Here is a 23,088-nt window from a genome sequence, read left to right as displayed (position 1 = left end):
TCCAGCGGACAGGGGTAGTTTCCGCTTAAGGATAGGAGGTTAACGAGTGGCACCATACAAACGCAAAACCCCGGAAGAAATTCTGTATTCCATTTACCGTTTGCACCGGGGCAGGCTGAAGATTATCATCGGCTCCGTCAGCGGATCAGGCAAAACCTATCATATGCTGGAGGAAGGCAAGTTATTGAAAAAGCAGGGCATTGATGTTGTAATCAGTGCCGTATCGACGATGCAGAGAGCGGAAACCATGCAGCAGCTTGCCGATCTGGAGCGTGTACCCAGCGTTCATTGGCTGAAAGACGGCAAGGAGCAGAAGGATCTTCCTTTGGAGACTTTGCTGGAGCGCAATCCCGAGGTGCTGCTTGTAGATGGCTTGGCGCACCGCAACCGCAAAGAAGCCCGTTTTCAAACGCGGCTGGAAGATATCCGTTATTTGATGGACAACGGCATTAGCGTAATTACGACCATCAATGTGTATGAATTGGCTGGAGTGGGTGAGACCATCTTTCAAATGACGGGAATCCGCGCAGATGAAACCGTACCGCTGCATACCCTGGAGCTTGCGGATGAGGTCCGCTTGATCGATGTCTCACCTGAAACTATTCTGAAGCGGATCGAGGAAGGTGTTTTAGGCCATGAGACGCATCCTGCACTCTCCCGGCCCGGCAATCTCGGCGTGCTTCGTGAGCTGTCTCTGCGTCTGGTGGCCGAAGGTGTCAATGATTCGCTAGAGAAACATCGCGAGGAACATGGACTCATTGGTCCTTCCGGCGCGATGGAGCGGATACTGGTATCCGCGCAGTACCATTGGAACGGGTCGCTTTATGTGAGAAGAGGCCAGCAAATCGCCAAGCGGTTGGGCGGTGATCTGATTGTGGTGACATTTGCTATTCCCAACCGGCCGCTGACGAAGAACCAGCAGACCTTTAAGCGTTCGATTGTAAAGCTGGTAGAGCGGGTGGGCGCCAGGTTTGAAGAGCTTCCTCTCACCCTTCAACGCCAGCTTCCTTCCGAACTGGTGCGTTATGCCATTCATAACAATGTGACGCGGATCGTCATGGGCCACTCCCAAAAAAGCCGGTGGCAGGAGCGGTGGCAGGGCTCGATCGCTGACCGTGTACTGCGTCAGACCCGCAATATTGATGTGTTTCTGATGGCCGACCGGGCCGAGCAGGAAGGAGAACGGATTCTGCCGATCAAACGTAATCCGCAAGGGAAGAAGGAGCCTTTCCACCGGTTGACCAGTCAAGAGATGGAGAAGAAGATTGAAGTGATCCGCCGTGGAACCTTTAAGGTATATATCGGTGCGGCTCCCGGTGTCGGCAAAACCTACAAGATGCTTCAGGAGGGGAATATACTTCAAAGCAGAGGCATCGATGTTATCATCGGGCTGCTGGAAACCCATGGCAGGAAGGAAACCCAGGAGCAGATAGGTGAATTAATGACGGTACCCCGGGCCAAAATTCTATATCAAAATACGAATTTGGAAGAAATGGACACGGACGCAATTATTGCCCGCCGCCCGGAGGTCGTCCTGGTGGATGAGCTGGCACATACCAATGTGCCCGGCAGTATAACCAGAAAGCGGTATGAAGATGTGATCCGTCTGCTCGAAAACGGCATTTCCGTCATTACAACTGTAAATGTGCAGCATCTGGAAAGCTTGAACGACGCGGTAGCCCAATTAACCGGCGTACGTGTCAGGGAGACTGTGCCGGATGCGATTCTCAAAATGGCCAGTGAGGTCGAACTGATCGATGTAACGCCACAAATGCTGCAGGAGCGGATGCGGGAAGGGAAGATATACGCCTCAGAGAAAGTGAACCAGGCGCTGGAATCGTTTTTCAAGATCGGCAATCTCATTGCACTGCGTGAACTGGCCCTCCGCGAAATTGCGGATGATGTAGATGAACGCCTGGAGGCCTGGGACCGGGACAATTCCTTGCGGGGCCCATGGAGCAGGAAAGAGGTGATCTTCGTCTGTGTGGATCTGGGACCGAGGGCAGAGCGGCTGATTCGCCGCGGATTCCGCATCGCGCATCGCTTGAAAGCCGAGTGGTATGTTCATTATGTGCACTGCAGTTCGAAAGAAACACCCGAGGAGCAGAAACGGCTGGAGACGCTGCGTCGACTAACAGAACAGCTTGGAGGGAATTTAGAGGTGACTATGGCAGAAAGCCGTAAGAACCTGCATGAGCATTTATTAATCAGGATCAATGAAGTGAAGACGACACAGCTGATCATCGGGCAGGTGCGGAAGCCGCTCTGGCGCACGCTCATCAAAAAAAGCTTCGTCCACTATCTGCTCCGTCATGCCCGGCATATGGATATGCTGGTGGTGGCTGATCAATGAGAAGAGTGAGGAAGACAGAAGGAACCGATCCTGTGGATGGGTTCCTTTTACATTCTTCTTTTAAAGTCTTATAATGAGAGAATGAATATTCATTCCGCTCTAATCTATACCGGTTTGATCCGGAACCATTCCAGTCTAAGGTAAGGGTGATTACACTGGCTACTAACAAACGGGAAGATATCATGAAAGCGGCCTTGGTGCTGTTTGCCGAGAGAGGATATGACGGCACAACCGTTCCGATGATTGCTGAAAGTGCGAAGGTAGGGGCAGGTACGATATATCGCTATTTTGCCAATAAAGAATCGCTTGTTAACGGATTGTTTCAGCATTGCGTGCAAGTGTTCTCGGACACGTTAAAATATGAGGCCATTCATTCCACGCCGGATATTCGGGAACAGTTTCATTATATTTTTCAGCGTTTAGTGAAGTTTGCCGATAATAATGTAAATGCGCTGCTCTTTATCGAATCCCATAATAGCGCTTATTATCTGGATGACCGAAGCAAGCAGGTGTTTGATGAGCTGCTTGGAACGTTTCGCCAAGTTTTGGAGAATGGTAAAAAAGTTGGGGTCATCAAAGAGTTCAATACAGATGCGCTGATTGCCATTGTATATGGTTCGTTCGTGCTGCTGTTCAAACTGATTAAGTCTGGAGTGTTAACCGAAACCCCCGATCTGCTAGAAGGGGTCGAAGAAAGCTGTTGGAATGCCATTAGAATCCTATGATTCTAGTGTTTTAAGGAGACTGCCAAATGACAAAAGTAAAGATATTTACAGATAGTCTTTCAGATCTGCCGCCCACCGTGATTGAACAATATGAGATTGGCATAGCTCCTGTATATGTTGTTTTTAGTAATGAGCTGATATTTCGGCATACGGTCGATATAACTACTGAGGAGATCTACACCTACGTAAGAGAGAAGGGGACGATTCCCGGTATTGCTGCTCCAACATCTCATGACTTAAGTACTCTCTTTGCTCCTTGTATTGCTGCCGGAGACAATGTGTTATTCATCAGCATGGCCTCGGGGTTATCCCCAACCTACAAGAATGCAGTGGCTGCCGCCCAACAATTTCCGGAAGGAAGAGTCACTGTCATTGATTCCTCAAGCATTTCCTCAGGGACGGCAATGATGGTCCTGCGGGCAGTCGCAGCGGCGAGGAAGAGAAGGCATCCCGCAACTATAACCAAAGAGCTGCATCACTCCCGGACAAACCTGGAAGAAGAAATGCTGCTTGATAAGCTTAACTTTGTAAATCAGGGTGGAAATGTTTATGGTTTGCATAATCGGATAAAAAGTCCTTTGAATTTAAAAAGTCCGGCAACGGTCAGGTCAGGGCGCATGCATTTCTCCATGAATGAGCCACAAGGCGGCGCTACAAAAGCACTGGATAAGATGCTGCACAATGCATTTGACAACAAAGACGAGATTGACCAGAAACTTGTGCTTATCTCACAGACGATGGCAGAGCAGCCAGCTGAATATTTAAGGGAAGCGTTGATTAAAAAAGTGGGATGCGACGAAGTGCTTGTGACTTCGAGCATCAGCGGCTTTCTCTCCCGCACCTCACCACGAAGTTTGGGTGTAAGCTACTACCGCAGAGCTGATCAGGACTGATATATTACGGAAAAGCGGGGAATACAGCAAATGAAGAACATGTATGCGAAATGGGCGGCGCTTACGGAAAAAAGCAGCCAGCTGGCGCTGTGGAGCACTTTTCTGAAATGGATTGTCCTGGGCGGCGTAGTAGGCGTATTGTCCGGAACGGCCTCGGCTTTTTTCCTCAAGAGTCTGGATTATGTAACTGAGGTTCGGCTGAATCATGGATGGCTGCTCTTTCTGCTTCCGGCGGGAGGCGCGCTGGTAAGCTTTCTATACATGCGCTACGGCAAAAACAGTGCCAAGGGAAATAATCTGATTTTGGAGCAAATCCGGGAGGGTAATGAAACGATTCCGTTGCGGATGGCTCCTTTGGTGCTGTTTGGCACGCTCATCACTCATCTCTTCGGTGGATCAGCCGGGCGGGAAGGAACTGCAGTACAAATGGGGGGCAGCTTGGCCGAAGGGTTCGGGAGACTTATTAAGATCAATGCGCTGGACCGGAAAATATTGCTGATGTGCGGGATAAGTGGTGGCTTTGGTTCAATCTTCGGGACACCTTTGGCCGGCACCATTTTTGGGTTAGAGGTGATTGCGATTGGACTCATCAGCCATAAAGCGCTGCTGCCCTGTTTCACAGCCAGTTTTGTGGGCGATCTGGTGACTACCCGCTTATGGAAGGTGCATCATACCCATTATCAGGTGGATGTTTTTCCGGCTTTGGATCTTGTCGTCCTGTTAAAAGTGATCGCTGCTGCAATAGTGTTTGGTTTAGTCAGTATGTTGTTCAGCGAGCTGACCCACTTTTTAAAGCGAACGTTCACCTACATCTTTAAAAACCCGATGCTAAAGAGTGCGGTAGGCGGGCTCATTATTATTGCCTTAGTTTATGCCGTAGGTTCCAGGGATTACTTGGGACTTGGTATTCCACTCATCAGCGGGTCCTTTGAGACCGAAATGCCGCCTTTTGCATTCCTGTGGAAGCTCATTTTCACTGCACTTACTTTAGGTACAGGCTACCAGGGCGGCGAAGTTACTCCATTATTTGCTATAGGGGCGACACTCGGAAACAGCCTGGCTGGTGTACTTCATTTATATGCTCCTTTCCTGGCCTCCCTGGGCTTTATTGCGGTATTCTGCGGAGCCACCAATACACCAATTGCCTGTTTCATAATGGGAATTGAATTATTTGGTTCCACCGGGGCGGTTTATATGTTTATCGCTTGTGTTGTCAGTTTTTTATTCTCAGGACATACCGGAATTTATACATCCCAGCAGATCGGCGTATCGAAAAGTTCTCTGATCTCTATTCCTGAAGGAACCACCCTAGCCTCCGTCAAGGGTTTGCGCAAACGAAAAACAAAAGCCAGCGGAGAAAATTATACCAATCAGTAGATTTGCTGATCAAAACCATGCTTGGGTTGAAATTTAAAAAAAGGTATGGTAAAATTCTGTTACTTTAATGACTGGAGTTGAAAAGGATAATGTAGGAATTTTCTTGCGAATCTTTTAAACAATAAAACGACAAATGCGATTTTATTTCGCATGTGTTTTATTCTTTATACGCAAGAAAGTTACGCATTTCTTTTCACTCAGACGAATATCCTTGTCTAACTCCGTTTTGGGGCTGGATTTGCTGTATTTATTTGAGCTACAAGAAAGTAACTTTCTTGTAGCTCTTATTTTTTTATATACAGGAGGAATATTTATGTCATTAATCAATGTTGCGAACCTGACGTTTGCCTATGAAGGCAGCTACGATAATATATTTGAGAACGTAAGTTTTCAAATTGATACCGATTGGAAATTAGGATGTACGGGAAGAAACGGGAGAGGGAAAACGACCTTCTTAAGCTTGTTGCTTGGTAAATATGAATACAGCGGAACGATTTCGGCTAAGGTCGATTTCGACTATTTCCCGTTCCCTGTCGAGAATAAGGAAAATAATACCCTTGATGTAATCAGCGACATCTACCCGGATTATATTCACTGGAAGCTGATGCGGGAGCTTTCTTTACTAAAAGTGTCCGAGGATGTTCTATACCGGCCCTTTGATTCTTTGTCCAACGGTGAGCAGACGAAGGTGCTGCTTGCTGCATTATTTATTAAGGAAAACAGCTTTTTGCTCATTGACGAGCCTACCAATCATTTGGATCTGAATGCAAGAAAACTGGTCAGTGCTTATCTGAATACCAAAAGCGGTTTTATCCTGGTCTCCCACGACAGATCCTTTCTGGATAATTGTGTAGACCACATCCTGTCAATCAATAAAACCAACATAGAAATTCAAAAGGGGGATTTCTCCGCTTGGTGGGAAAATAAAAGGCGGCAAGATCATTTTGAACTGGCAGAGAATGAAAAACTAAGAAGAGACATCAAGCGCTTGTCGGATTCTTCTAAACGAACGGGTAACTGGTCGCATGAGGTGGAGAAAAGCAAAAATGGAACACGGAATTCCGGTTCCAAGTTGGATAAAGGTTATGTTGGCCACAAGGCTGCTAAAATGATGAAACGCTCTAAAGCCATTGAGCAAAGACAGCAATCTGCCATTGCTGAAAAGTCTAAACTGCTGAAAAATATTGAAAATTCCGACAGCCTGGAGATTTCACAGCTTGATTATCATAAAAACGAGCTGGTTGAGCTTGAACATGTCTCGATTCAATACGGGGAGAAGATCGTCTGCGCAGATATCAGCTTTTCGATTGAGCAGGGTGAGCGAATTGCGCTTTCCGGTATAAACGGCTCCGGTAAATCGAGCATTATCAAGCTGATTTGCGGCGAGGAGCTAGACTACACAGGCACACTCAGGAAGGACAGTCAGCTTACGGTATCTTACGTATCACAGGACACCTCGCATTTACAGGGCAATTTGACGGACTACGCCAGAAGCAGCGGGATTGATGAAAGCCTGTTTAAATCGATTTTAAGAAAACTTGATTTCTCCAGAGTACAGTTTGAAAAGGATATATCTGCGTTTAGCGGCGGGCAAAAGAAGAAAGTGCTTATTGCGAAAAGCCTTAGTGAGAAGGTCCATTTGCATATTTGGGATGAGCCGCTTAATTTTATTGATATTATTTCCCGGATGCAGATTGAAGAGCTGCTGCTGGAATACACACCAACTATTCTTTTTGTCGAGCATGACAGTGAATTTTGCAACAATATTGCTACAAAAATCATTCAACTGTAATCCATTACCTGAATTTCTTAGGACCGGTCACTGCAGACTTTTTCGGCTCACCCGAAATAACCCGTTACTCGTAACCCAATGATTTCTTTCGCGTATATGATATAACTATGATCCGACGAAGCTGCAGGGATTGAAGGTCCAAACTAAAAGAAGTTGAGGTAATCCATCTTATGAATGAATTTACACTGCATGCCGATACAGCGTATAAGCTGGCTGAGCAGAAAGCTGCTCAATATTTTGCATCACTTTTTACACAGGTCAAGAATAGGAGTTATGTGCCTGCCTTAACTGCAGACTTCCATTTGTGGAAGAAGAGCCATATTCATCATCATTCATGGCTGTCCTTTTTTTCGCGAAACCAAAGGAACCCCGGACCTGCGGATTACCACCGGTATATTCAATGGCTGAATTATACAGGGAAATTAAATGATTATCTTGACCGGAGCATTTCCTATATCTACATGAGGGATCTGGGCAAAGCGCTGGATTCTCCGGACACTCAAACCAGAATCCAACGGATGGTTACCGATATCAAAGATCAGTTGATACCCTCAGCCGCAGCAGGCGGGGAAACACAGCCGGACATGCTGAATTTGGCAAAGCTGTACCGCTGGGCCCAGAAAGAAGGGGTAGAAACAGCCACGATCTGGGTGATTACTAAACTCAAAACCGTCTCCGCCAATCTGCCGGAGGAAATGAATCCCGAGCAAGCCCAGCGTAAGCTGATTAAGATTATTATCGGGGTTGTCATGCATGTGATGGAAGAGATGGAAGAAAACCTTGTCCCTGCAGAACGTGCCTTAAGACTTGAAGAAGCCATCCGGCTGGGGTATTCCTATGGACTTACCTATCCTTTCATTGACGATCTTTTAGATTCCGCGGTCCTAACCGTTCCTGAGAAAGAACAGTATTCCCGGTTGATCCGTCAAGCGCTTCTCAGCGGAATTGTCCCGGAGCTGGGTGAGTGGGACGGGGAAAAGATTCCGCTGATGGAGTACGTACATTCGGAGCTGCGGGAAGCCTTTGAGTACATTAAGAACCATCAGCGGATGGAGACGCAGAAATCGTTTTTTGAGCGTTCCTATGTGTTTTTTCACTCTCAGGAAATAGACCGGGCAAAAAATCTGTCCCATGATGGTTATACCAATGAGGAGCTCTATATTCCTGTGATCCTGAAATCATCTTCCTCCCGCTTGATTGTCCGCTCTGTAATCAGTGCGCCGCTAGATGACGGTTTTGATCATCGAACTTTCTATTATGGCTTATACAATCAGCTGGCGGATGATTTTGCCGATATGTCCGGCGATATGCTGGAAGGCGCGGTTACCCCGTATACCTATTATTTAAAATATCGCCAGCAGCGCAACGATTTGATCAATCCCTTTGAAATGTATTGGACTGTCATTTCCCATCTGCTCCATAATGTGTTTCATTCTGATCCCAAAACTTGCGAGGTAATTCTGGACCGGGTCATTAACGGTCTGAAACGCACTAGAGAACGTTTAGGCAGGGATAAATACAACGAAATTATGGGAATATTTGCTGCTGGCAGCCCGGAGTTCAAACGCCTGGTAGACCGGATGGTTCACAAAGCAGAGGATGTAGATTTCTTCGACAAATTGCTTCGGGACCAGCTGCTTAATACACTGCGTAACAACCGGAAGGAAAAGGAAGAGTTTCACGATATGATCAAAACGGTACGCGGAGTGATCAATAGCCAGCTCCTAATCCCCAAGCCTGAGGGAATGCCACCGATGAAGGAACTGCTTATAGATGCTGCTAATTACAGTCTCGAAGGAGATGGGAAACGAATACGTCCAGTCTTAACGTGGGTTATGGGCGTAAGAGAATATGGACTGGAGTCAGCGGAGATTGTGCCGTTGCTCAGGTCCTTGGAATATATGCATACCGCTTCCTTGATCTTCGATGATCTGCCATCCCAGGATAATGCGTCAACCCGCAGAGGACGTGAAACCCTGCATCAGGTATATGATGCTGCGACTGCCGAATTAACCGGCCTGTTCCTGATCCAGAAGGCTACGGAGGAACAAGCATCTCTCCGTCATTTCGATCCGAAAACCGTGCTTGCCCTGATGCAGTATTCAGCACAAAAGACGGGGGATATGTGCATGGGGCAGGCGATGGATCTGCATTCCAAAGGAGAAGATTTGACTCTGGAGCAACTGAATGAGGTTTGCTTTTACAAGACCGGGATTGCCTTCGAGGCGGCGCTGGTCATGCCAGCTATGCTGGCTCAGGTGAAGGAGGCAGAAATTGCGGCTGAAGAAATTTGCTTATCATGCGGGGATCGCCTTCCAGATTAAAGATGATTTACTCGACCAGGAGGGAGACCGGCTATTGCTCGGCAAACCCGTTGGTCAGGATGCCGGAAACAACACTTCGACTTTCGTATCCATTCTTGGGCTGGAGAACGCCCGGAAAGAGCTATGGGAACACTACTGTCTGGCCTCGGAAGCATTGAGCGAGCTGCCCCGGAATATTGCTTTCCTTAAGCATTTATTGAATTATATGGTTAACAGGAACCGCTGAACTGCGGCTGAACCTGCCCGGAACGGGCAAATAGGATCAAGTATTAGGGGGTGTCCCATAAGCCATGAAATGGCTGCTTGGGGCACCCCTCGTTTTTTGAGCAGGATCAACGTGAGCACATGGGTGGACGCTCCGCGAACGGACCGTTGTTCCAATCGCTGTTTAAGCGGAAAACGTTTCAACATTCTTAAAAAACACATAAAAAGAAACCACCCTTTGGTAAAATGGAGTTACTACACAGCCGAAGGCTGTCCCCTGAAGGAACGATGTACGAAGGCTGCAGGAAATCGGGAAGTGGTCGTCAGTTTGGAGCGGCTGCGGTACCAGGAACAGGCTCGACAAACTCTGCGAAGTGAAGAGAGCTATGCTCTGTCCGTTCAACGAATGACCGAGCCGGAAAGCGTATTTGGACAACTAAAAAACAACCGGGGATTCTGGCCTTTCTGCGGCTGGCTTTCCCTTGCGCATAATCTGCTCAAGCAAGCAGCAAATGACCAAAAACATAGAGCAGCGACTCTCCAGTAACGGGAGGATCGCTGCTCTGTTGCTTTTTTACGGTCATTATTAATCACAAGACTGTCTCATTCGTCGGAAACTCCACTTATGGGACAGCCCCTTTTTTTCGGCTCACATAGTAGATCAGCTGATATTCCGTTCATTATGAAAAAAAAGTAAAGATTGACAGACTTAATAGTAATTATTACAATTAAAATCAATGTTAATAGTAATAATTACTATTAACATTGATTTTATATATAATTTGAACTTGAAAACTTGAGATAAAGAAAAGGAGCAGCGGAGGGGGATTTTGGAACTGGAGGAGCGGTAGTGTCCGCCTTTGTCTTCGGACTTCTACCGCTAATAGCGGTTAAAATCAAGAAATTCTTACGACAACAGCGGCCGGAAGTCCAAATATTCACCGTAGTTGCGACTGATCTTGTACTCTAAAACCTTAAGTTCAATCTATATAGTTGTTTTTTTAAAAACCGCAATCCAATTCTAACTGCTTGGAAAGGAGTATATAAAACTTTCGGCACAGGGGTTCTGCCAGAAATCTTATCATTGCGAATTATCATTCTATGGAGGTATCAAATGAAAGAAAATCAAAAGAAACTCACAAACAAGCGAACTTTTTCTTATGTAGCCTTAGTGTTGTCAGTGCTCTTATTGCTGGCAGGCTGTTCAACGGGTTCCAAGCAATCTGACCCTTCCTCCGGCGCACAAAACACCGGTAAAGTAAAAGACGATTTAGTACTGGCCGTTGGTATCATGGATGGCGGACAGTTTGATCCCAAGAAAGGCTGGGGAATGACTCAAATCCGTCTGACCCATAGCTCACTGCTGGCTATCGACTCTGATCTCAACTTTATTGGGGATCTTGCAAAATCCTATACGATCAGCGAGGATGCACTAACATGGACCTTCCCGCTTCGCGAGGAAGCCAAATTCTCCAACGGGGAGCAGGTTACACCGGATGATGTCAAGTATACATACGAAATGCTCAAGGAGGACGGCATTAAATTCGATTTGTCTTTCGTCAAGTCGATTGATGTATTAGAGAACAACACGATCGCTATTACGCTTAATGAACCGCGCTCCACCTTTGTAAGCCAGCTTACAGAGATCGGAATCGTGCCTAAGGCCCACTATGATGAACATTATTCCGAGAACCCGGTCGGTTCCGGCCCCTATAAGGTGGTTCAATACAATGAAGGACAGCAAGTCATCATGGAATACAATCCGTATTGGTACGGCAAAGAGCCGCAGTTCAAAAAAATGACCTTCCTGCTTCTCGAAGAAGATGCCGCCCTTGCCGCCGCAAAAGCTGGAGAAGCTGACATTGTCTACGTTCCGCCGACTTTCTCAGAGCAAAAGGTAGAGGGAATGACCCTACGCAGCTATGAGAGTATTGATTCCCGCGGGATCATGCTGCCTGCAGTCCCTAGCGGCGGTAAAGGCTTGACCAATGGCAAGGAAGTGGAAACAGGTAATGATGTGACGTCAGATCTCGCTATCCGTCAGGCCCTTAATGTTGGACTGGATCGCCAGAAGCTGCTGGATGTGGCACTTGATGGACATGGTAAAAAAGCATTTTCTCTCGCCGATGGTTTACCATGGTTCAACGAAAAAACCGTGATCGAGGACGGGAACATCGAAGCGGCAACCAAAATCCTCGCCGATGGCGGCTGGGTAGATACGAACAAGGACGGCATTGTGGAAAAAGACGGCCGCAAGGCTGAGTTTGACATGTATTTCAGCTCCAGTGACCAGTTGCGCAGTGACCTTTCCCTAGCTGCTGCTGATCAAGCGAGTGCTTTCGGCATCAAGATCAACCTCATCGGGGTTACATGGGATGAGATTTATCTTAAAGGCAAGACAGCAGCAGTGGCATGGGGAGGCGGAAGGCATCACCCTTACCAGCTGTATACGATGAATGCCTCGGAGCAGATCGACAAGGGTATCGGCAATATGTCTAATTACCACAATCCCAAGGTGGATGAGTACCTGCATCAGGCGCTCACGTCTTCCTCACTCGAAGAGGCCAATAAATACTGGAAGCTTGCCCAATGGGATGGAGAAACGGGCTTCAGCGGCATCGGAGATGCTCCGATCGTTTGGCTGGTGCGCGTTGACCACTTGTACTTGGCCAATGAGAAGCTGGATCTTGGCAAACAGCCGATTCACTCGCACGGTCATGAGTGGGCATTATTCGGCAATGTAACCGAATGGACATGGGGTAAGTAGGAAGGGGAATTATTGTGGCCAAAAGCATCGTTATTCGCCTGATTCGCGTTGTAACCCTGCTGATCGGATTATCCATTCTGACCTTTTCACTTATTCATCTGTCTCCAATGGACCCGGTCAATGCCTATATCGGTGGGGACAGCTCAGCGTCGCCAGAGCAAATTGAAAAAATCAAACAATATTGGGGTGTAGACAAAAGCCCGGTGGAACAATACCTTGCCTGGGCAAAAGCATTGCTGCAAGGCAACTTTGGGATTTCAAAGCTGTATCGCAGCCCGGTCATCGACATTATCCAAAGCCGGTTTTTAACCTCACTTGCTTTAATGGGGACAGCATGGATTTTATCGGGAGTCATCGGATATGTACTAGGAATGACTGCCGCGATGAACCGGGGTAAATGGACGGACAAGCTCATTAAATGGTACAGCTATACGCTGGTATCCACTCCAATCTTCTGGATGGGCCTCATTCTATTAATCGTATTTGCTGTCTGGCTCAAATGGTTTCCTGTGGGCTTGGCCATGCCGGCCGGGGTGATGGAGAGTGATGTGCGGTTCATCGACCGGATTCATCACTTTGTGCTGCCTGCTCTGACATTAAGTATTCTGGGAGTCGCCAATGTAGCGATGCACACCCGTGAGAAAATGATTGATATTCTAAACACAGAGTATGTCATTTTTGCCAGAGCAAGAGGGGAAAGCAAGTGGCAGATCTTTAAAAATCATGGTGTTCGAAATTCGATCATTCCCGCGATTTCCCTGCAATTTGCCTATTTTGGCGAACTTTTTGGGGGCTCTATGTTGGCAGAGCAGGTATTTGCTTATCCCGGGCTGGGCAGTACCTTGACCACTGCAGGTTTAAAAGGGGATCTCCCATTAATGGTGGGCATTATTCTGATTAGCTCCTTGTTTGTTTTTGCAGGGAATCTGGTCGCCGATATTTTGAATAAGGTTGTAGATCCGCGCATGAAGGGGGAGGCCTGAGATGCTGACCATACCTGAGGGAATGAATGTACGCAAGAAAATGATTCTGCTGCTTGCGTTGTCTTCCGGCTTTCTGCTGGCCATATTGATTCTCAGCTTTTGGCTGAGCAATGACAATCTCCGATTGAGTGCGGCAAGCAAGAATCTCGCCCCAAATCTTCAATATATATTCGGTACAGACTGGCTGGGCAGAGATATGTTCACACGTACCATTAAAGGACTGCGCCTCTCACTGGCGGTAGGAGCGTTCGCCTCCATCCTCAGTGTCATCATCGCAACTGTAATGGGGATTTGTGCCGCGACCTTTGGCAAGACAGTAGATGCGGTCATTTCCTGGTTAATAGATTTGTTTATCGGTATGCCTCATCTCGTGTTTATGGTTTTGATCTGCTTCATTGCAGGTGGTGGAATACAAGGTATCGTACTCGGTGTTTCGCTTACGCATTGGACAGGGCTGGCAAGGGTAGTTCGTTCCGAAGTGCTGCAAATTAAAGGTGCCGAATACATTCAAATCTCTAAAAGCTATGGGAAATCAGCTTGGTATATCGCAACGAAACATATACTGCCTTCTATTTTCCCCCAAATTATGATTGGTTTTCTGCTGATGTTTCCGCATGTGATTTTGCATGAAGCCGCATTAACATTCCTGGGGTTCGGGCTTTCTCCTCAAACCCCGGCTATTGGGATCATATTATCTGAAGCGATGAACCATATTTCAACCGGCAAATGGTGGCTGGTGGTGTTTCCGGGACTGCTTCTGGTCTTAGTGGTTAAGAGCTTTGACAGTATCGGCGAACAGCTTCGCATTCTGATGGAGCCTGCCAGCTCCAACGAATAGAGGGATGGATATTGACTAATGTAAAGAATAAAACGCTGTTGCAGGTTGAGAACCTGTCCATTGGCTTTTCACAATATGTGAAAGGTACGCAAAAACGGATGATCCAACCGATAGCGGATATGCATGTGGACATTGATGAAGGTGAAATTGTTGCCGTGGTAGGAGCGAGCGGTTCAGGGAAAAGCCTGTTGGCACATGCTGTGCTGGGTATCTTGCCAGGCAATGCGATCAGCAGCGGAAGCATCTTATACCAAGGAGAAGAATTGACACAAAAGAGAAAGGAACAGCTCCGGGGCCGGGAGATTTCCTTCATTCCACAATCCGTCAATTATCTTGATCCGCTTATGCGAGTCGGGAAGCAGGTACAGATCGGGCTGAATCAGGCAACCGCACAGGCCAAACAAGAAGAGCTATTCGCAAGATATGACCTGAAAAAAAGTGATGGCCGACTGTTTCCGTTTGAATTATCGGGCGGGATGCTGCGCAGGGTGTTGTTCGCGACAAGTGTCAGAGAAGGGGTGAAGCTGGTCATAGCCGATGAGCCGACCCCCGGAATTCATCCGCAGGCACTCTCCGAAATCTTGCGGCAACTTAAGCAATTCGCTAAAGAGGGGGCCGGAGTAATGCTGATTACTCACGATATCATGTCGGCGCTGGAAATTGCAGATAGGGTAGCCGTGATCAAGGATGGAACAACGGTGGAAATTTCCGACGTTTCGGCTTTTGAAGGCAAAGGGGAACGATTAAAAACCGATTACACCCGAAGGTTATGGCGGGCCTTGCCCCAGAATGATTTTGATTTGGAATTTAAGCGAGAGGAGAAGGATGCATGTCTCTGATCGGAGAAAGCTTAGGTCATTATTATCAAAGAGACCGCTGGATTTTTAAAGATATCAACCTGTCAGTAGCCCCGGGCGAGGTTCTTGGGTTATCAGGTTACAGCGGATGCGGAAAAACTACACTGTCCCGAATATTGGCCGGGTATATCTCCCCGCGTGAAGGGCAGGTTACGTCAGATCAGAAAGACATGAAGGGTCCGGGTTTTCGGCCTGTCCAGTTAATCTACCAGCATCCGGAGAAAGCGATTAACCCCAAGTGGCGTATGCGGGATGTTGTGACGGAGTCCTATACTCCTTCTCAGGACATTCTGGATGCTTTCGAAATCCGCAAGGAATGGATGGACCGTTGGCCGGTTGAACTCTCAGGGGGGGAGAAGCAGCGATTCTGCATCGTGCGTTCCCTGAATCCTGCCACAAAATATATTATTGCCGACGAGATGACCACGATGCTGGACGCTATTACGCAGGCACAAATCTGGAACGCCTTTCTCCGCATTTGTAAAAGCAGGAACATTGGAGTTATTGTGGTCAGCCATGAGACCAGCCTTCTGAACCGGTTATGCGATACGATCTATAAGGTGGGGAAGAGTTGAAGAAAGGAACATCTGTAAGGCCATTGGCCCTACGGATGTTCTTTTTAGGCTGCATAGTTTTATAATGAGAATAATGCGGATAATCCGTTGTTATTGTATTATTCGATTCAAATACCAGCCAAAAATTATATGAATAAGGTTTACAATCCTAACATATCAAACTATGATTTAGCTTAAATATAGATGACAAATCTCATAGGAATTAATATTTCCATCACACTAACGGAGGTCGCAAGTTGAAAACAAAAGAGATGGTATTTGCCGCATTATTTGCTGCACTAATAGGGGTATTAGGTATGATTCCACCGATTCCGCTAGGGTTTATCCCGGTGCCCATTACCGCACAAACACTTGGTGTCATGCTGGCGGGAAGTTTTTTAGGTAAGAAGACAGGAAGTCTTAGCCTGATTTTATTTATCGTGTTAGTCGCTCTGGGTTTACCTTTATTATCCGGCGGCCGTGGAGGTTTCTCTGCATTAGTCGGTCCGTCAGCCGGTTACATTCTAAGCTGGCCCGTAGCTGCATTTTGTATCGGATATGCGACAGAAGAAGTCTGGTCAAATGTAAAAACATGGAAAATCATCGTCATCAACTTAGTTTTTGGTGTGATACTTGTTAGTTTGATCGGTGCGCCGGTTATGGCTTTGATTACACATACCTCTATTTGGGCCGGACTTGTGGGAGCAACCGCATTTTTGCCGGGGGATTGTATTAAAGCGGTCATAGCTGCTATTATAGCGCTACAATTAAAAGCCGTCAGTCCAATCGAAGAGAAGTGATAAAAGATGAATCTGATTGAACCCTTACTGCGTCATGCAGTCCAGCAGCCCGACCATATCGCCTTAACCGATGGCGAAGAGAGCCGTACTTATTGGTCATTGGTACAGCGAATGACTACAATTGCACAGGGTATACGGCAAAATGGCCTTCACCACGATAAGGTTGCCATTTTATCTGCGAACCGCATTGAATTTGTAGAGGTGTTTTTAGGAGCTATTTATGCCGGGTGTGTTCCCATCCCTTTGGATCCCAAATGGAGTATAAATCAAGTGAACGCTGTTCTACAGCAATGTCAGCCGAAAATGATTTTTGCAGAGACCCATTTGGCAAAGATTCTAGACTTGCAGGACACAGAAATTCAACTTCTAACTTTTTCTGATCAGGACATGGGTTCAGGTTCCTATGACAGCTGGTTGCTCACTCTCAAGCCGGAAGCTGAAATGGATGAATCGAATGAATTATTGTTTATCGGCTTCACTTCAGGCACAACAGGAACACCTAAGGGTTATATGCGCACCCACTTGTCGTGGATTCAGAGCTTCGAGGCGACCAAAGAGGCTTTTCAGCTAAACCGCATAGAGCATATGTTAGCTCCAGGCCCCTTTGTTCATTCCTTGTCTTTATTCGCGGTAATGCAGAGTCTATATAGCGGTGCAACCTTTCATATCGTAAAAGAGTTCGATGCCGGCAAGGTTCTACAGTTGTGTAAACAGAATCCCGATGTTATTTTGTTCGTTGTGCCGACGATGATTGAAGCACTCCTCCAGCAGAAGGATAAATTTGGTCAGACGCAAATTCAGGCATTGATCAGCTCAGGCGGGAAATGGTCAGAGTTGTCTAAGAATAGATGCAGGGAGATATTCGGCGCAGCGAAGCTATATGAATTTTATGGCTCATCTGAAGCTAGTTATATCAGTTACCTGGATGTTCATGCTGACAACAAGCCGGATTCAGTAGGTAAACCCTTTTCCGGTGTACAGATATCAATTCGTGATGAGCATCTCCAAGAGGTATCCCAAGGGAGCATCGGGCAGCTTTACATTCGGAGTGATATGATGTTTACAGGGTATTATCATTTGCCGGAAGAGACTTCAGCGGTTTTTCGTGACGGATGGCTGATCATCGGAGACTTTATGTATATGGATGAGGATGGATATTTGTATTTGGCTGGCCGCTCAAAAAACATGATGGTCTCCGGTGGTCTTAATGTTTTCCCGGAAGAAGTAGAGTCTGTGCTGCAGCAGATGCCGGAAATTCAAGAAGTGATGGTACTAGGAGTACAGGATGCCTATTGGGGTGAACAGGTGACAGCACTTGTGAAGTGGAGCGGACAAACGCGTCTATCTGTAGAACAAATCAAGGATTACTGCTGCCGCCAAATCGCGAACTACAAGGCCCCAAAACAGCTCATCACGGTAGAGCAGTTCATTTATACAAGTAGCGGAAAAATTGCCCGGCTGGCAATGAAAGACTACGCGAAAAGATGGATGTTATGATAGAGGCTGTAATTGTGATCGCTAAACGGACGCCCATTGGCAGGATCGGCGGAGTGTTAAGTGCTCTTGAGCCGGAAGCATTATTAGCACCGCTTATTCAGCATATTGTCGCAGAAACGAATGTGCCGAAGGAATTAATTGATGATGTCATCATTGGCAATGTAGTAGGTCCAGGCGGCAACATCGCACGGCTTTCTGCTCTGGAAGCAGGACTGCCAGTGACGGTCCCGGGTGTCACGGTTGACCGGCAGTGTGGTTCTGGTCTGGAGGCAGTCAATCTTGCGGCAAGGCTGATTCAAAGTGGTGCTGGCGAGATTTATTTGGCTGGTGGAGTTGAGAGTACGAGCCGTGCCCCTTGGAAAATGACCAAACCTCAAACGCTAACGGGTGCACCGCAGCTATATACACGGGCCCGTTTTACTCCCAGTGCCTACGGCGACCCGGATATGGGCATCGCAGCCGAGAATGTCGCCCGTAAATACGCGATTTCCCGGGAAGCACAGGACCGTTATGCTTTGAAAAGCCATCAAAAAGCCATTCATTCGCAGCAAACCGGCCGATTTCTGCAAGAGATCGTTCCTGTACAAGCGAATGGCGGATGGGTTACCCTAGATGAATGCCCCAGAGCCAATACTAGCCTGGAAAAGCTGCAGGAGCTGCCGCCAATCTTTCTGGAACAGGGTACGGTAACGGCTGGCAATGCATGTCCTCTGAATGATGGAGCGGCTCTGGTTCTGATGATGTCCCGCGAGAAATGCCGGGAGCTTCAACTAAAGCCTATTTTGCGTGTCGTTGATGCCCAAGCGGCAGGCGTTGATCCCAATTATTTAGGTATGGGGCCTGTTCCAGCTGTTCAAAAGGTGCTTAACCGCCAGCACCTGAGTGTTGCCGATTTGGATATCGTGGAGTTTAACGAAGCTTTTGCCTCACAAGTATTAGCTTCACTACAGGAGCTTCAGATTCCGCAGGAAAAGGTGAATCGTGGAGGCGGAGCACTGGCCATTGGCCATCCTTACGGTGCTTCCGGCGGCATCTTGATTACACGGTTATGCACGGAGATGTTATATAAACCTTATAAACGGGGGCTGGCCACACTAGGCATTGGTGGCGGGATAGGTCTGGCCACGCTGGTGGAGGCGGTCCAATGAATACAGTCCGGCATCAGGTTCAAATCACTGCGGAGTGGATTTCTGACTATGCTCAAAGTATCGGAGCTCCCTTGCAAATGATAAAAGGTGATCTGATCGCACCTGCCACAATGCCGACTATTTTCTGGCAGTTCTTCGATATTCCCTGGTTGCAGACGGATGTCCCCTTAATTCACGGCACACAGCATTTTACCTACCAGGAACCAATTACCGCAGGGATGATCCTGGATTGTGAATTATCCTTAACGAGGATGGATAAGAAAGAAGTTAGACAGGAATGGATGACCTTCTATTACCACACGCTTGTTTATACATGTAGCGGTAATCTCATAGGGACGGCAGATACCATATTAATCCGGGCAGGTGATTAAGATTAAGAAACGTATAACTGCCGAAGCTGTCCGGCAATATGGTGCTGTCTCTAAAGATACGGCTGCCATTCATCTGAATGCCGAAGCTGCTGTTAAGGCTGGCTATAAGCGGCCTATAGCGCATGGTATGTATATTATGGGACTGGCACAATCATTATATTTAACTGATCATCCAGCAGGGTGGATTACATCGTATAGCATGAAATTTCAAAAGCCGCTTGTAGTAGATACGGATGTGGTGTTTCACTTTGAGCCTCGCGACGGTCATATCGAAGTGAAAGTCACATTAGAAGCTGGTGATGTGATTGCTTCAGGTACCTTTTCAGTGAAAGAGATGAAGTGATGGATAAAGTAGCCGTAATTACAGGAGCCACTAGAGGGATTGGGCGCAGCATCGCCTTAAAGCTTGGCCAATCCGGTTATCAAGTGATTGTCAACGGGACAAAGCAGGCGCTAATCGACGAGGTTGTGCAGGAGATTCACCGGACAGGCGGCGAGGCGCGGGGAATTTGTGCCAATGTCGCAGATCCGCTTGAGGTCACTGCGATGGTGGATGCTGTCATCGCTGAGTATGGCCGTATAGATGTATTGATACATAACGCCGGTAATTTGCATGACCAGCAATGTCTGCATATGACGGATGAAGAATGGAACTCAGTGCTGGATGTGCATCTGAATGGAGCTTTTTATAGCATTCGCCGGGCACTGCCTCATATGCAAAATCATGGCGGAGACATTCTTCTGATGACCTCCACTGCCGGATTAACAGGTTCGATCAAGCAGGTGAATTATAGTGCGGCCAAAGCTGGAATGCTTGGTATGTTGTGGACGCTCGCAGCCGAACTAAAGCGTAACGGTATTAGAGTAAATGCCATTGCACCTGCTGCCTTAACGGATATGACTCGGCCTGTCATCCAGCATATGAAGGAAAAGTACGCCAGCCGCAATGAGCCGTTCCCGGAGTTCTGGCAGGTGGGGGAAACAGACGATATTGCCCGGTTCGCAGCAGCATTGCTGGAACAGCCTGATATTGAGTTAACAGGTGAAATCTTTGGTGTGAATGGTTCGAAGGTAACGAAGTGGCAAAAGCCGGAGCCTGCCTTTACCGAAACCGGCATCGAGGCATTTTTCACAACATGGCGGCAACAGAAGGGTAGTCATTAAATGCTGACATTCGATCACGTTCATTTTTATTATAAAAAAGGGCAGCCCGTCATAGAGGATATAAGCTTTACGATTGAGACGGGGGAGTTCGTGGCAATTGTCGGGGCGAATGGCTGCGGCAAGTCTACAATTGCCAAGCTAATGGATGGGTTGCTGCTTCCAAAACAAGGGGATGTAACCTTTCAGGATCTAAACACCTCCAGACCCGCAGACCTTAGGATGATCCATGAGCAAATAGGGTTTGTATTCCAGAATCCGGAGGACCAATTCATTACTACAACGGTGATGGATGAAGTGATATTTGGATTGGAAAACATTCGTGTGCCAAGGGGAGAAATACGCAGCCGGTTGGATCAAGCCCTAAAGGCTGTGCAAATGGAGAATTATTTGGAGTCGATGCCCCATCAGCTCTCAGGCGGTCAAAAGCAACGGGTAGCTATTGCCGCCATCCTGGCTATGCGGCCCCGGATTATTATTTTTGACGAAGCTACTTCCATGCTTGATCCGCAGGGGAGGGAGCAGGTGCTTTCGATCATGCAGGAGCTGCACCGCCAAGGCATGACCATTATCCACATCACCCATCATATGGAGGAAGTGCTGGCGGCGCGGCGCATTTTACTCATGGATAAGGGGCGGCTTGTATTTGATGGAGATCCGGTTTCCTTTTTTGAAACGGTGCCCGTTGAAGACTACCAATTAGAGCTTCCTTTTGCGGTTCGAGTATATCGAATGCTGCATCCGGACATGCCGCTAATGGCAGATTGGAAGGAGATGATCCGCTCACAATGGTCTACCAGCTAAGCAATCTAAGCGTTAGCTATGCCAATCGGGTGGCTCTGCAAAATGTCAGCTGCACGATTCAAGGAGGCAAGTGGATCTCTGTCATTGGCCATACAGGCGCCGGCAAGTCTACATTTGTCAAAGTGCTGAAGGGGCTGATACCGGACATTGCCGGAGAGTATTTGATTAATGATCATCCCATTCCCAAGGACCGTAAAGGACAACTAAAAGCCCTACCTGATATAGGCTTCGTATTTCAATATCCCGAGCATCAATTATTTGAATCGACGGTGTACAAGGAGCTTGCCTTTGCTCCTAAGCTGCGTGGGGATACGCCTCAGCAGATAAAGAAGTCGATAGAAACCGTTCTTTCGCAAGTAGGTCTGACAGATGATATCCTCCCATTGGTTCCGTTTCAGCTAAGCGGAGGGCAAAAGCGCCGTGTGGCGATCGCTTCCGTATTGATGATGGATCCGAAGCTGCTTATTCTGGATGAACCGACAGCAGGTCTCGATCCAGTAAGCCATGCCGCATTGCTTCAGCTGCTGAGTAAATGGCAGCAGCAAGGTAATCGCACCGTTCTCTTCGTATCCCACCAAATGAACGATGTTGCCGAATACTCGGATGAAGTCATGGTATTTCACGAGGGGCAACTCATAGGGCATTATGAGACCGGTACTTTATTTCTGGAACAAGCAGCATTGCTGGAGCAACTCGGTTTATCACTGCCGGAGCCTGTACAACTGTTAAAGATAGTTGAGGAAATGTCCGGGGAGATAATTGAGGTGGCGAGCTGCCGAGAGCAGGATATTTTCGCAAAAGTGCTGCCCATCTGGCAGGCAAGGAGACTCTAAATGTCTAATACCCTGTTAATGGGACAATATTGGGAGACGCACTCCATATTTCACCGTCTGGACCCGCGGACAAAGCTTGTGAGCATGATTATTATCATGCTGAGCTTCCTAATGCTGGACACGTTCGTCAGCTACGTTGTCGCAACCCTTTTTTTGGCCGGCATTATGTGGTTATCCAAAATCCCGTTACAGGTCTTTTGGAGAGGCATGAAGCCGGTCTTGTTTATTTTGATGTTTACTTTTCTCTATAATGCCTTATCCACGAAGGGGAATATCATTTGGTCCTGGTCCGTTATAGAGGTGACAGATGAGGGACTGCTGAAAGGGTTACGTTTCGTTTGGCGTATTGTCTTAATCATCTTGCTGGCTTCTATTTTAACGTTAACTACAAAACCGCTGACCTTAACCCATGGGCTGGAGAAATTACTGGCCCCTTTATCCAAACTCAATGTGCCTGTAGAGCAGTTTTCACTAATGATTGTGATTGCGATCCGGTTTATCCCAACGATTATGCAAGAGCTTGATCGGATTCTCCTGGCCCAGAAGGCCAGAGATTATGATATTACCACCTTAAAGCTGCCAAAACGTATATTTGCCTATATTCCGATTCTCGTGCCTTTGCTTCTAACGGTGATTCAACGTGCCGAACAATTGACTCACGCCATTGATGCGCGTGCTTATGGGAATGGGAAAGGGAGAACCTCCTATAAGCAATTGACATTCCAGCGTGTCGATTATCAAGCAGGGGGAGCAGTTATTCTAATGACCGTGATCCTGCTGCTGTTGAAAATTTGGGGATTTTAAGTG

Annotated in this window: 20 protein-coding genes and 1 pseudogene; all 21 read left to right on the top strand. The window is 47.4% G+C overall.

Going from position 1 to position 23,088, the window contains the following annotated elements:
- The first annotated feature begins 46 nt into the window (after window positions 1-46).
- The 21 genes and pseudogenes from NYE29_RS27850 (at window position 47) to NYE29_RS27750 (ending at window position 23,085) form a co-directional block, all read left to right on the top strand.
- Window positions 47-2,353 (top strand): histidine kinase, encoded by a 2,307-nt coding sequence (locus tag NYE29_RS27850; protein WP_340898367.1) that lies wholly within the window; start codon window positions 47-49, stop codon window positions 2,351-2,353.
- Window positions 2,354-2,535: 182 nt separating this feature from the next.
- Entirely contained in the window at window positions 2,536-3,078 is a 543-nt protein-coding gene (locus NYE29_RS27845) for a TetR/AcrR family transcriptional regulator (protein ID WP_076112006.1), read from the top strand.
- A gap of 26 nt (window positions 3,079-3,104) precedes the next feature.
- Window positions 3,105-3,971 (top strand): DegV family protein, encoded by an 867-nt coding sequence (locus NYE29_RS27840; RefSeq protein ID WP_076112004.1) that lies wholly within the window; start codon window positions 3,105-3,107, stop codon window positions 3,969-3,971.
- Between the two features lie 39 nt (window positions 3,972-4,010).
- The gene (locus NYE29_RS27835; RefSeq protein ID WP_340899820.1) at window positions 4,011-5,348 is read left to right on the top strand and encodes a voltage-gated chloride channel family protein; all 1,338 of its coding nucleotides are present in this window, start codon (window positions 4,011-4,013) and stop codon (window positions 5,346-5,348) included.
- A gap of 313 nt (window positions 5,349-5,661) precedes the next feature.
- The gene (locus NYE29_RS27830; protein WP_340898366.1) at window positions 5,662-7,140 is read left to right on the top strand and encodes an Lsa family ABC-F type ribosomal protection protein; all 1,479 of its coding nucleotides are present in this window, start codon (window positions 5,662-5,664) and stop codon (window positions 7,138-7,140) included.
- Window positions 7,141-7,301: 161 nt separating this feature from the next.
- Window positions 7,302-9,690 (top strand): annotated as a pseudogene (locus tag NYE29_RS27825) (polyprenyl synthetase family protein).
- Window positions 9,691-9,759: 69 nt separating this feature from the next.
- Complete coding sequence (locus NYE29_RS27820) at window positions 9,760-10,215, top strand: transposase (protein WP_340898365.1); 456 nt, start codon at window positions 9,760-9,762, stop codon at window positions 10,213-10,215.
- A 567-nt stretch (window positions 10,216-10,782) separates the two neighbouring features.
- A complete protein-coding gene (locus NYE29_RS27815; protein WP_340898363.1) occupies window positions 10,783-12,435 on the top strand; it encodes an ABC transporter substrate-binding protein in 1,653 nt (550 codons plus the stop codon).
- A gap of 14 nt (window positions 12,436-12,449) precedes the next feature.
- A complete protein-coding gene (locus NYE29_RS27810) occupies window positions 12,450-13,418 on the top strand; it encodes an ABC transporter permease (protein ID WP_076111995.1) in 969 nt (322 codons plus the stop codon).
- 1 nt (window position 13,419) lies between these two features.
- Window positions 13,420-14,256, top strand: a complete 837-nt coding sequence (locus tag NYE29_RS27805; RefSeq protein WP_340898362.1) for an ABC transporter permease — start codon at window positions 13,420-13,422, stop codon at window positions 14,254-14,256.
- Between the two features lie 11 nt (window positions 14,257-14,267).
- Entirely contained in the window at window positions 14,268-15,095 is an 828-nt protein-coding gene (locus tag NYE29_RS27800) for an ABC transporter ATP-binding protein (protein WP_340898361.1), read from the top strand.
- Window positions 15,086-15,688, top strand: coding sequence for an ABC transporter ATP-binding protein (locus NYE29_RS27795; protein ID WP_340898360.1), 603 nt, complete (start codon window positions 15,086-15,088; stop codon window positions 15,686-15,688). Before NYE29_RS27800 ends, NYE29_RS27795 begins: the two co-directional genes overlap by 10 nt.
- A gap of 236 nt (window positions 15,689-15,924) precedes the next feature.
- Window positions 15,925-16,467 (top strand): biotin transporter BioY, encoded by a 543-nt coding sequence (locus tag NYE29_RS27790; protein ID WP_340898359.1) that lies wholly within the window; start codon window positions 15,925-15,927, stop codon window positions 16,465-16,467.
- A 6-nt stretch (window positions 16,468-16,473) separates the two neighbouring features.
- Window positions 16,474-17,964 carry an AMP-binding protein gene (locus tag NYE29_RS27785; protein WP_340898358.1) on the top strand — a complete coding sequence of 497 codons (1,491 nt, stop codon included), beginning with the start codon at window positions 16,474-16,476 and terminating at the stop codon, window positions 17,962-17,964.
- Complete coding sequence (locus NYE29_RS27780; RefSeq protein ID WP_340899819.1) at window positions 17,961-19,112, top strand: thiolase family protein; 1,152 nt, start codon at window positions 17,961-17,963, stop codon at window positions 19,110-19,112. The genes NYE29_RS27785 and NYE29_RS27780 overlap by 4 nt, the downstream gene beginning before the upstream one ends.
- Complete coding sequence (locus NYE29_RS27775) at window positions 19,109-19,483, top strand: FAS1-like dehydratase domain-containing protein (RefSeq protein ID WP_340898357.1); 375 nt, start codon at window positions 19,109-19,111, stop codon at window positions 19,481-19,483. The genes NYE29_RS27780 and NYE29_RS27775 overlap by 4 nt, the downstream gene beginning before the upstream one ends.
- The gene (locus NYE29_RS27770; protein WP_340898356.1) at window positions 19,476-19,826 is read left to right on the top strand and encodes a MaoC family dehydratase; all 351 of its coding nucleotides are present in this window, start codon (window positions 19,476-19,478) and stop codon (window positions 19,824-19,826) included. The genes NYE29_RS27775 and NYE29_RS27770 overlap by 8 nt, the downstream gene beginning before the upstream one ends.
- Complete coding sequence (locus NYE29_RS27765; RefSeq protein WP_076111978.1) at window positions 19,826-20,647, top strand: SDR family NAD(P)-dependent oxidoreductase; 822 nt, start codon at window positions 19,826-19,828, stop codon at window positions 20,645-20,647. The genes NYE29_RS27770 and NYE29_RS27765 overlap by 1 nt, the downstream gene beginning before the upstream one ends.
- A complete protein-coding gene (locus tag NYE29_RS27760; RefSeq protein WP_340898355.1) occupies window positions 20,648-21,448 on the top strand; it encodes an energy-coupling factor transporter ATPase in 801 nt (266 codons plus the stop codon).
- Complete coding sequence (locus NYE29_RS27755; RefSeq protein WP_340898354.1) at window positions 21,409-22,281, top strand: ATP-binding cassette domain-containing protein; 873 nt, start codon at window positions 21,409-21,411, stop codon at window positions 22,279-22,281. The genes NYE29_RS27760 and NYE29_RS27755 overlap by 40 nt, the downstream gene beginning before the upstream one ends.
- Complete coding sequence (locus NYE29_RS27750; protein WP_076111974.1) at window positions 22,282-23,085, top strand: energy-coupling factor transporter transmembrane component T family protein; 804 nt, start codon at window positions 22,282-22,284, stop codon at window positions 23,083-23,085.
- Window positions 23,086-23,088: the final 3 nt, after the last annotated feature.

Source organism: Paenibacillus sp. FSL M7-1046 (assembly GCF_038007405.1).
GTDB lineage: Bacteria > Bacillota > Bacilli > Paenibacillales > Paenibacillaceae > Paenibacillus_AQ.
This window is presented reverse-complemented; position numbering and strand designations above follow the sequence as displayed.

Coding starts and splice junctions, on each gene's coding strand:
- NYE29_RS27845 (WP_076112006.1), top strand. CDS start 2,536: ATGAAAGCGGCCTTGGTGCTGTTTGCCGAGAGAGGATATGACGGCACA.
- NYE29_RS27840 (WP_076112004.1), top strand. CDS start 3,105: ATGACAAAAGTAAAGATATTTACAGATAGTCTTTCAGATCTGCCGCCC.
- NYE29_RS27835 (WP_340899820.1), top strand. CDS start 4,011: ATGTATGCGAAATGGGCGGCGCTTACGGAAAAAAGCAGCCAGCTGGCG.
- NYE29_RS27830 (WP_340898366.1), top strand. CDS start 5,662: ATGTCATTAATCAATGTTGCGAACCTGACGTTTGCCTATGAAGGCAGC.
- NYE29_RS27820 (WP_340898365.1), top strand. CDS start 9,760: ATGGCTGCTTGGGGCACCCCTCGTTTTTTGAGCAGGATCAACGTGAGC.
- NYE29_RS27815 (WP_340898363.1), top strand. CDS start 10,783: ATGAAAGAAAATCAAAAGAAACTCACAAACAAGCGAACTTTTTCTTAT.
- NYE29_RS27805 (WP_340898362.1), top strand. CDS start 13,420: ATGCTGACCATACCTGAGGGAATGAATGTACGCAAGAAAATGATTCTG.
- NYE29_RS27795 (WP_340898360.1), top strand. CDS start 15,086: ATGTCTCTGATCGGAGAAAGCTTAGGTCATTATTATCAAAGAGACCGC.
- NYE29_RS27785 (WP_340898358.1), top strand. CDS start 16,474: ATGAATCTGATTGAACCCTTACTGCGTCATGCAGTCCAGCAGCCCGAC.
- NYE29_RS27780 (WP_340899819.1), top strand. CDS start 17,961: ATGATAGAGGCTGTAATTGTGATCGCTAAACGGACGCCCATTGGCAGG.
- NYE29_RS27775 (WP_340898357.1), top strand. CDS start 19,109: ATGAATACAGTCCGGCATCAGGTTCAAATCACTGCGGAGTGGATTTCT.
- NYE29_RS27765 (WP_076111978.1), top strand. CDS start 19,826: ATGGATAAAGTAGCCGTAATTACAGGAGCCACTAGAGGGATTGGGCGC.
- NYE29_RS27760 (WP_340898355.1), top strand. CDS start 20,648: ATGCTGACATTCGATCACGTTCATTTTTATTATAAAAAAGGGCAGCCC.
- NYE29_RS27750 (WP_076111974.1), top strand. CDS start 22,282: ATGTCTAATACCCTGTTAATGGGACAATATTGGGAGACGCACTCCATA.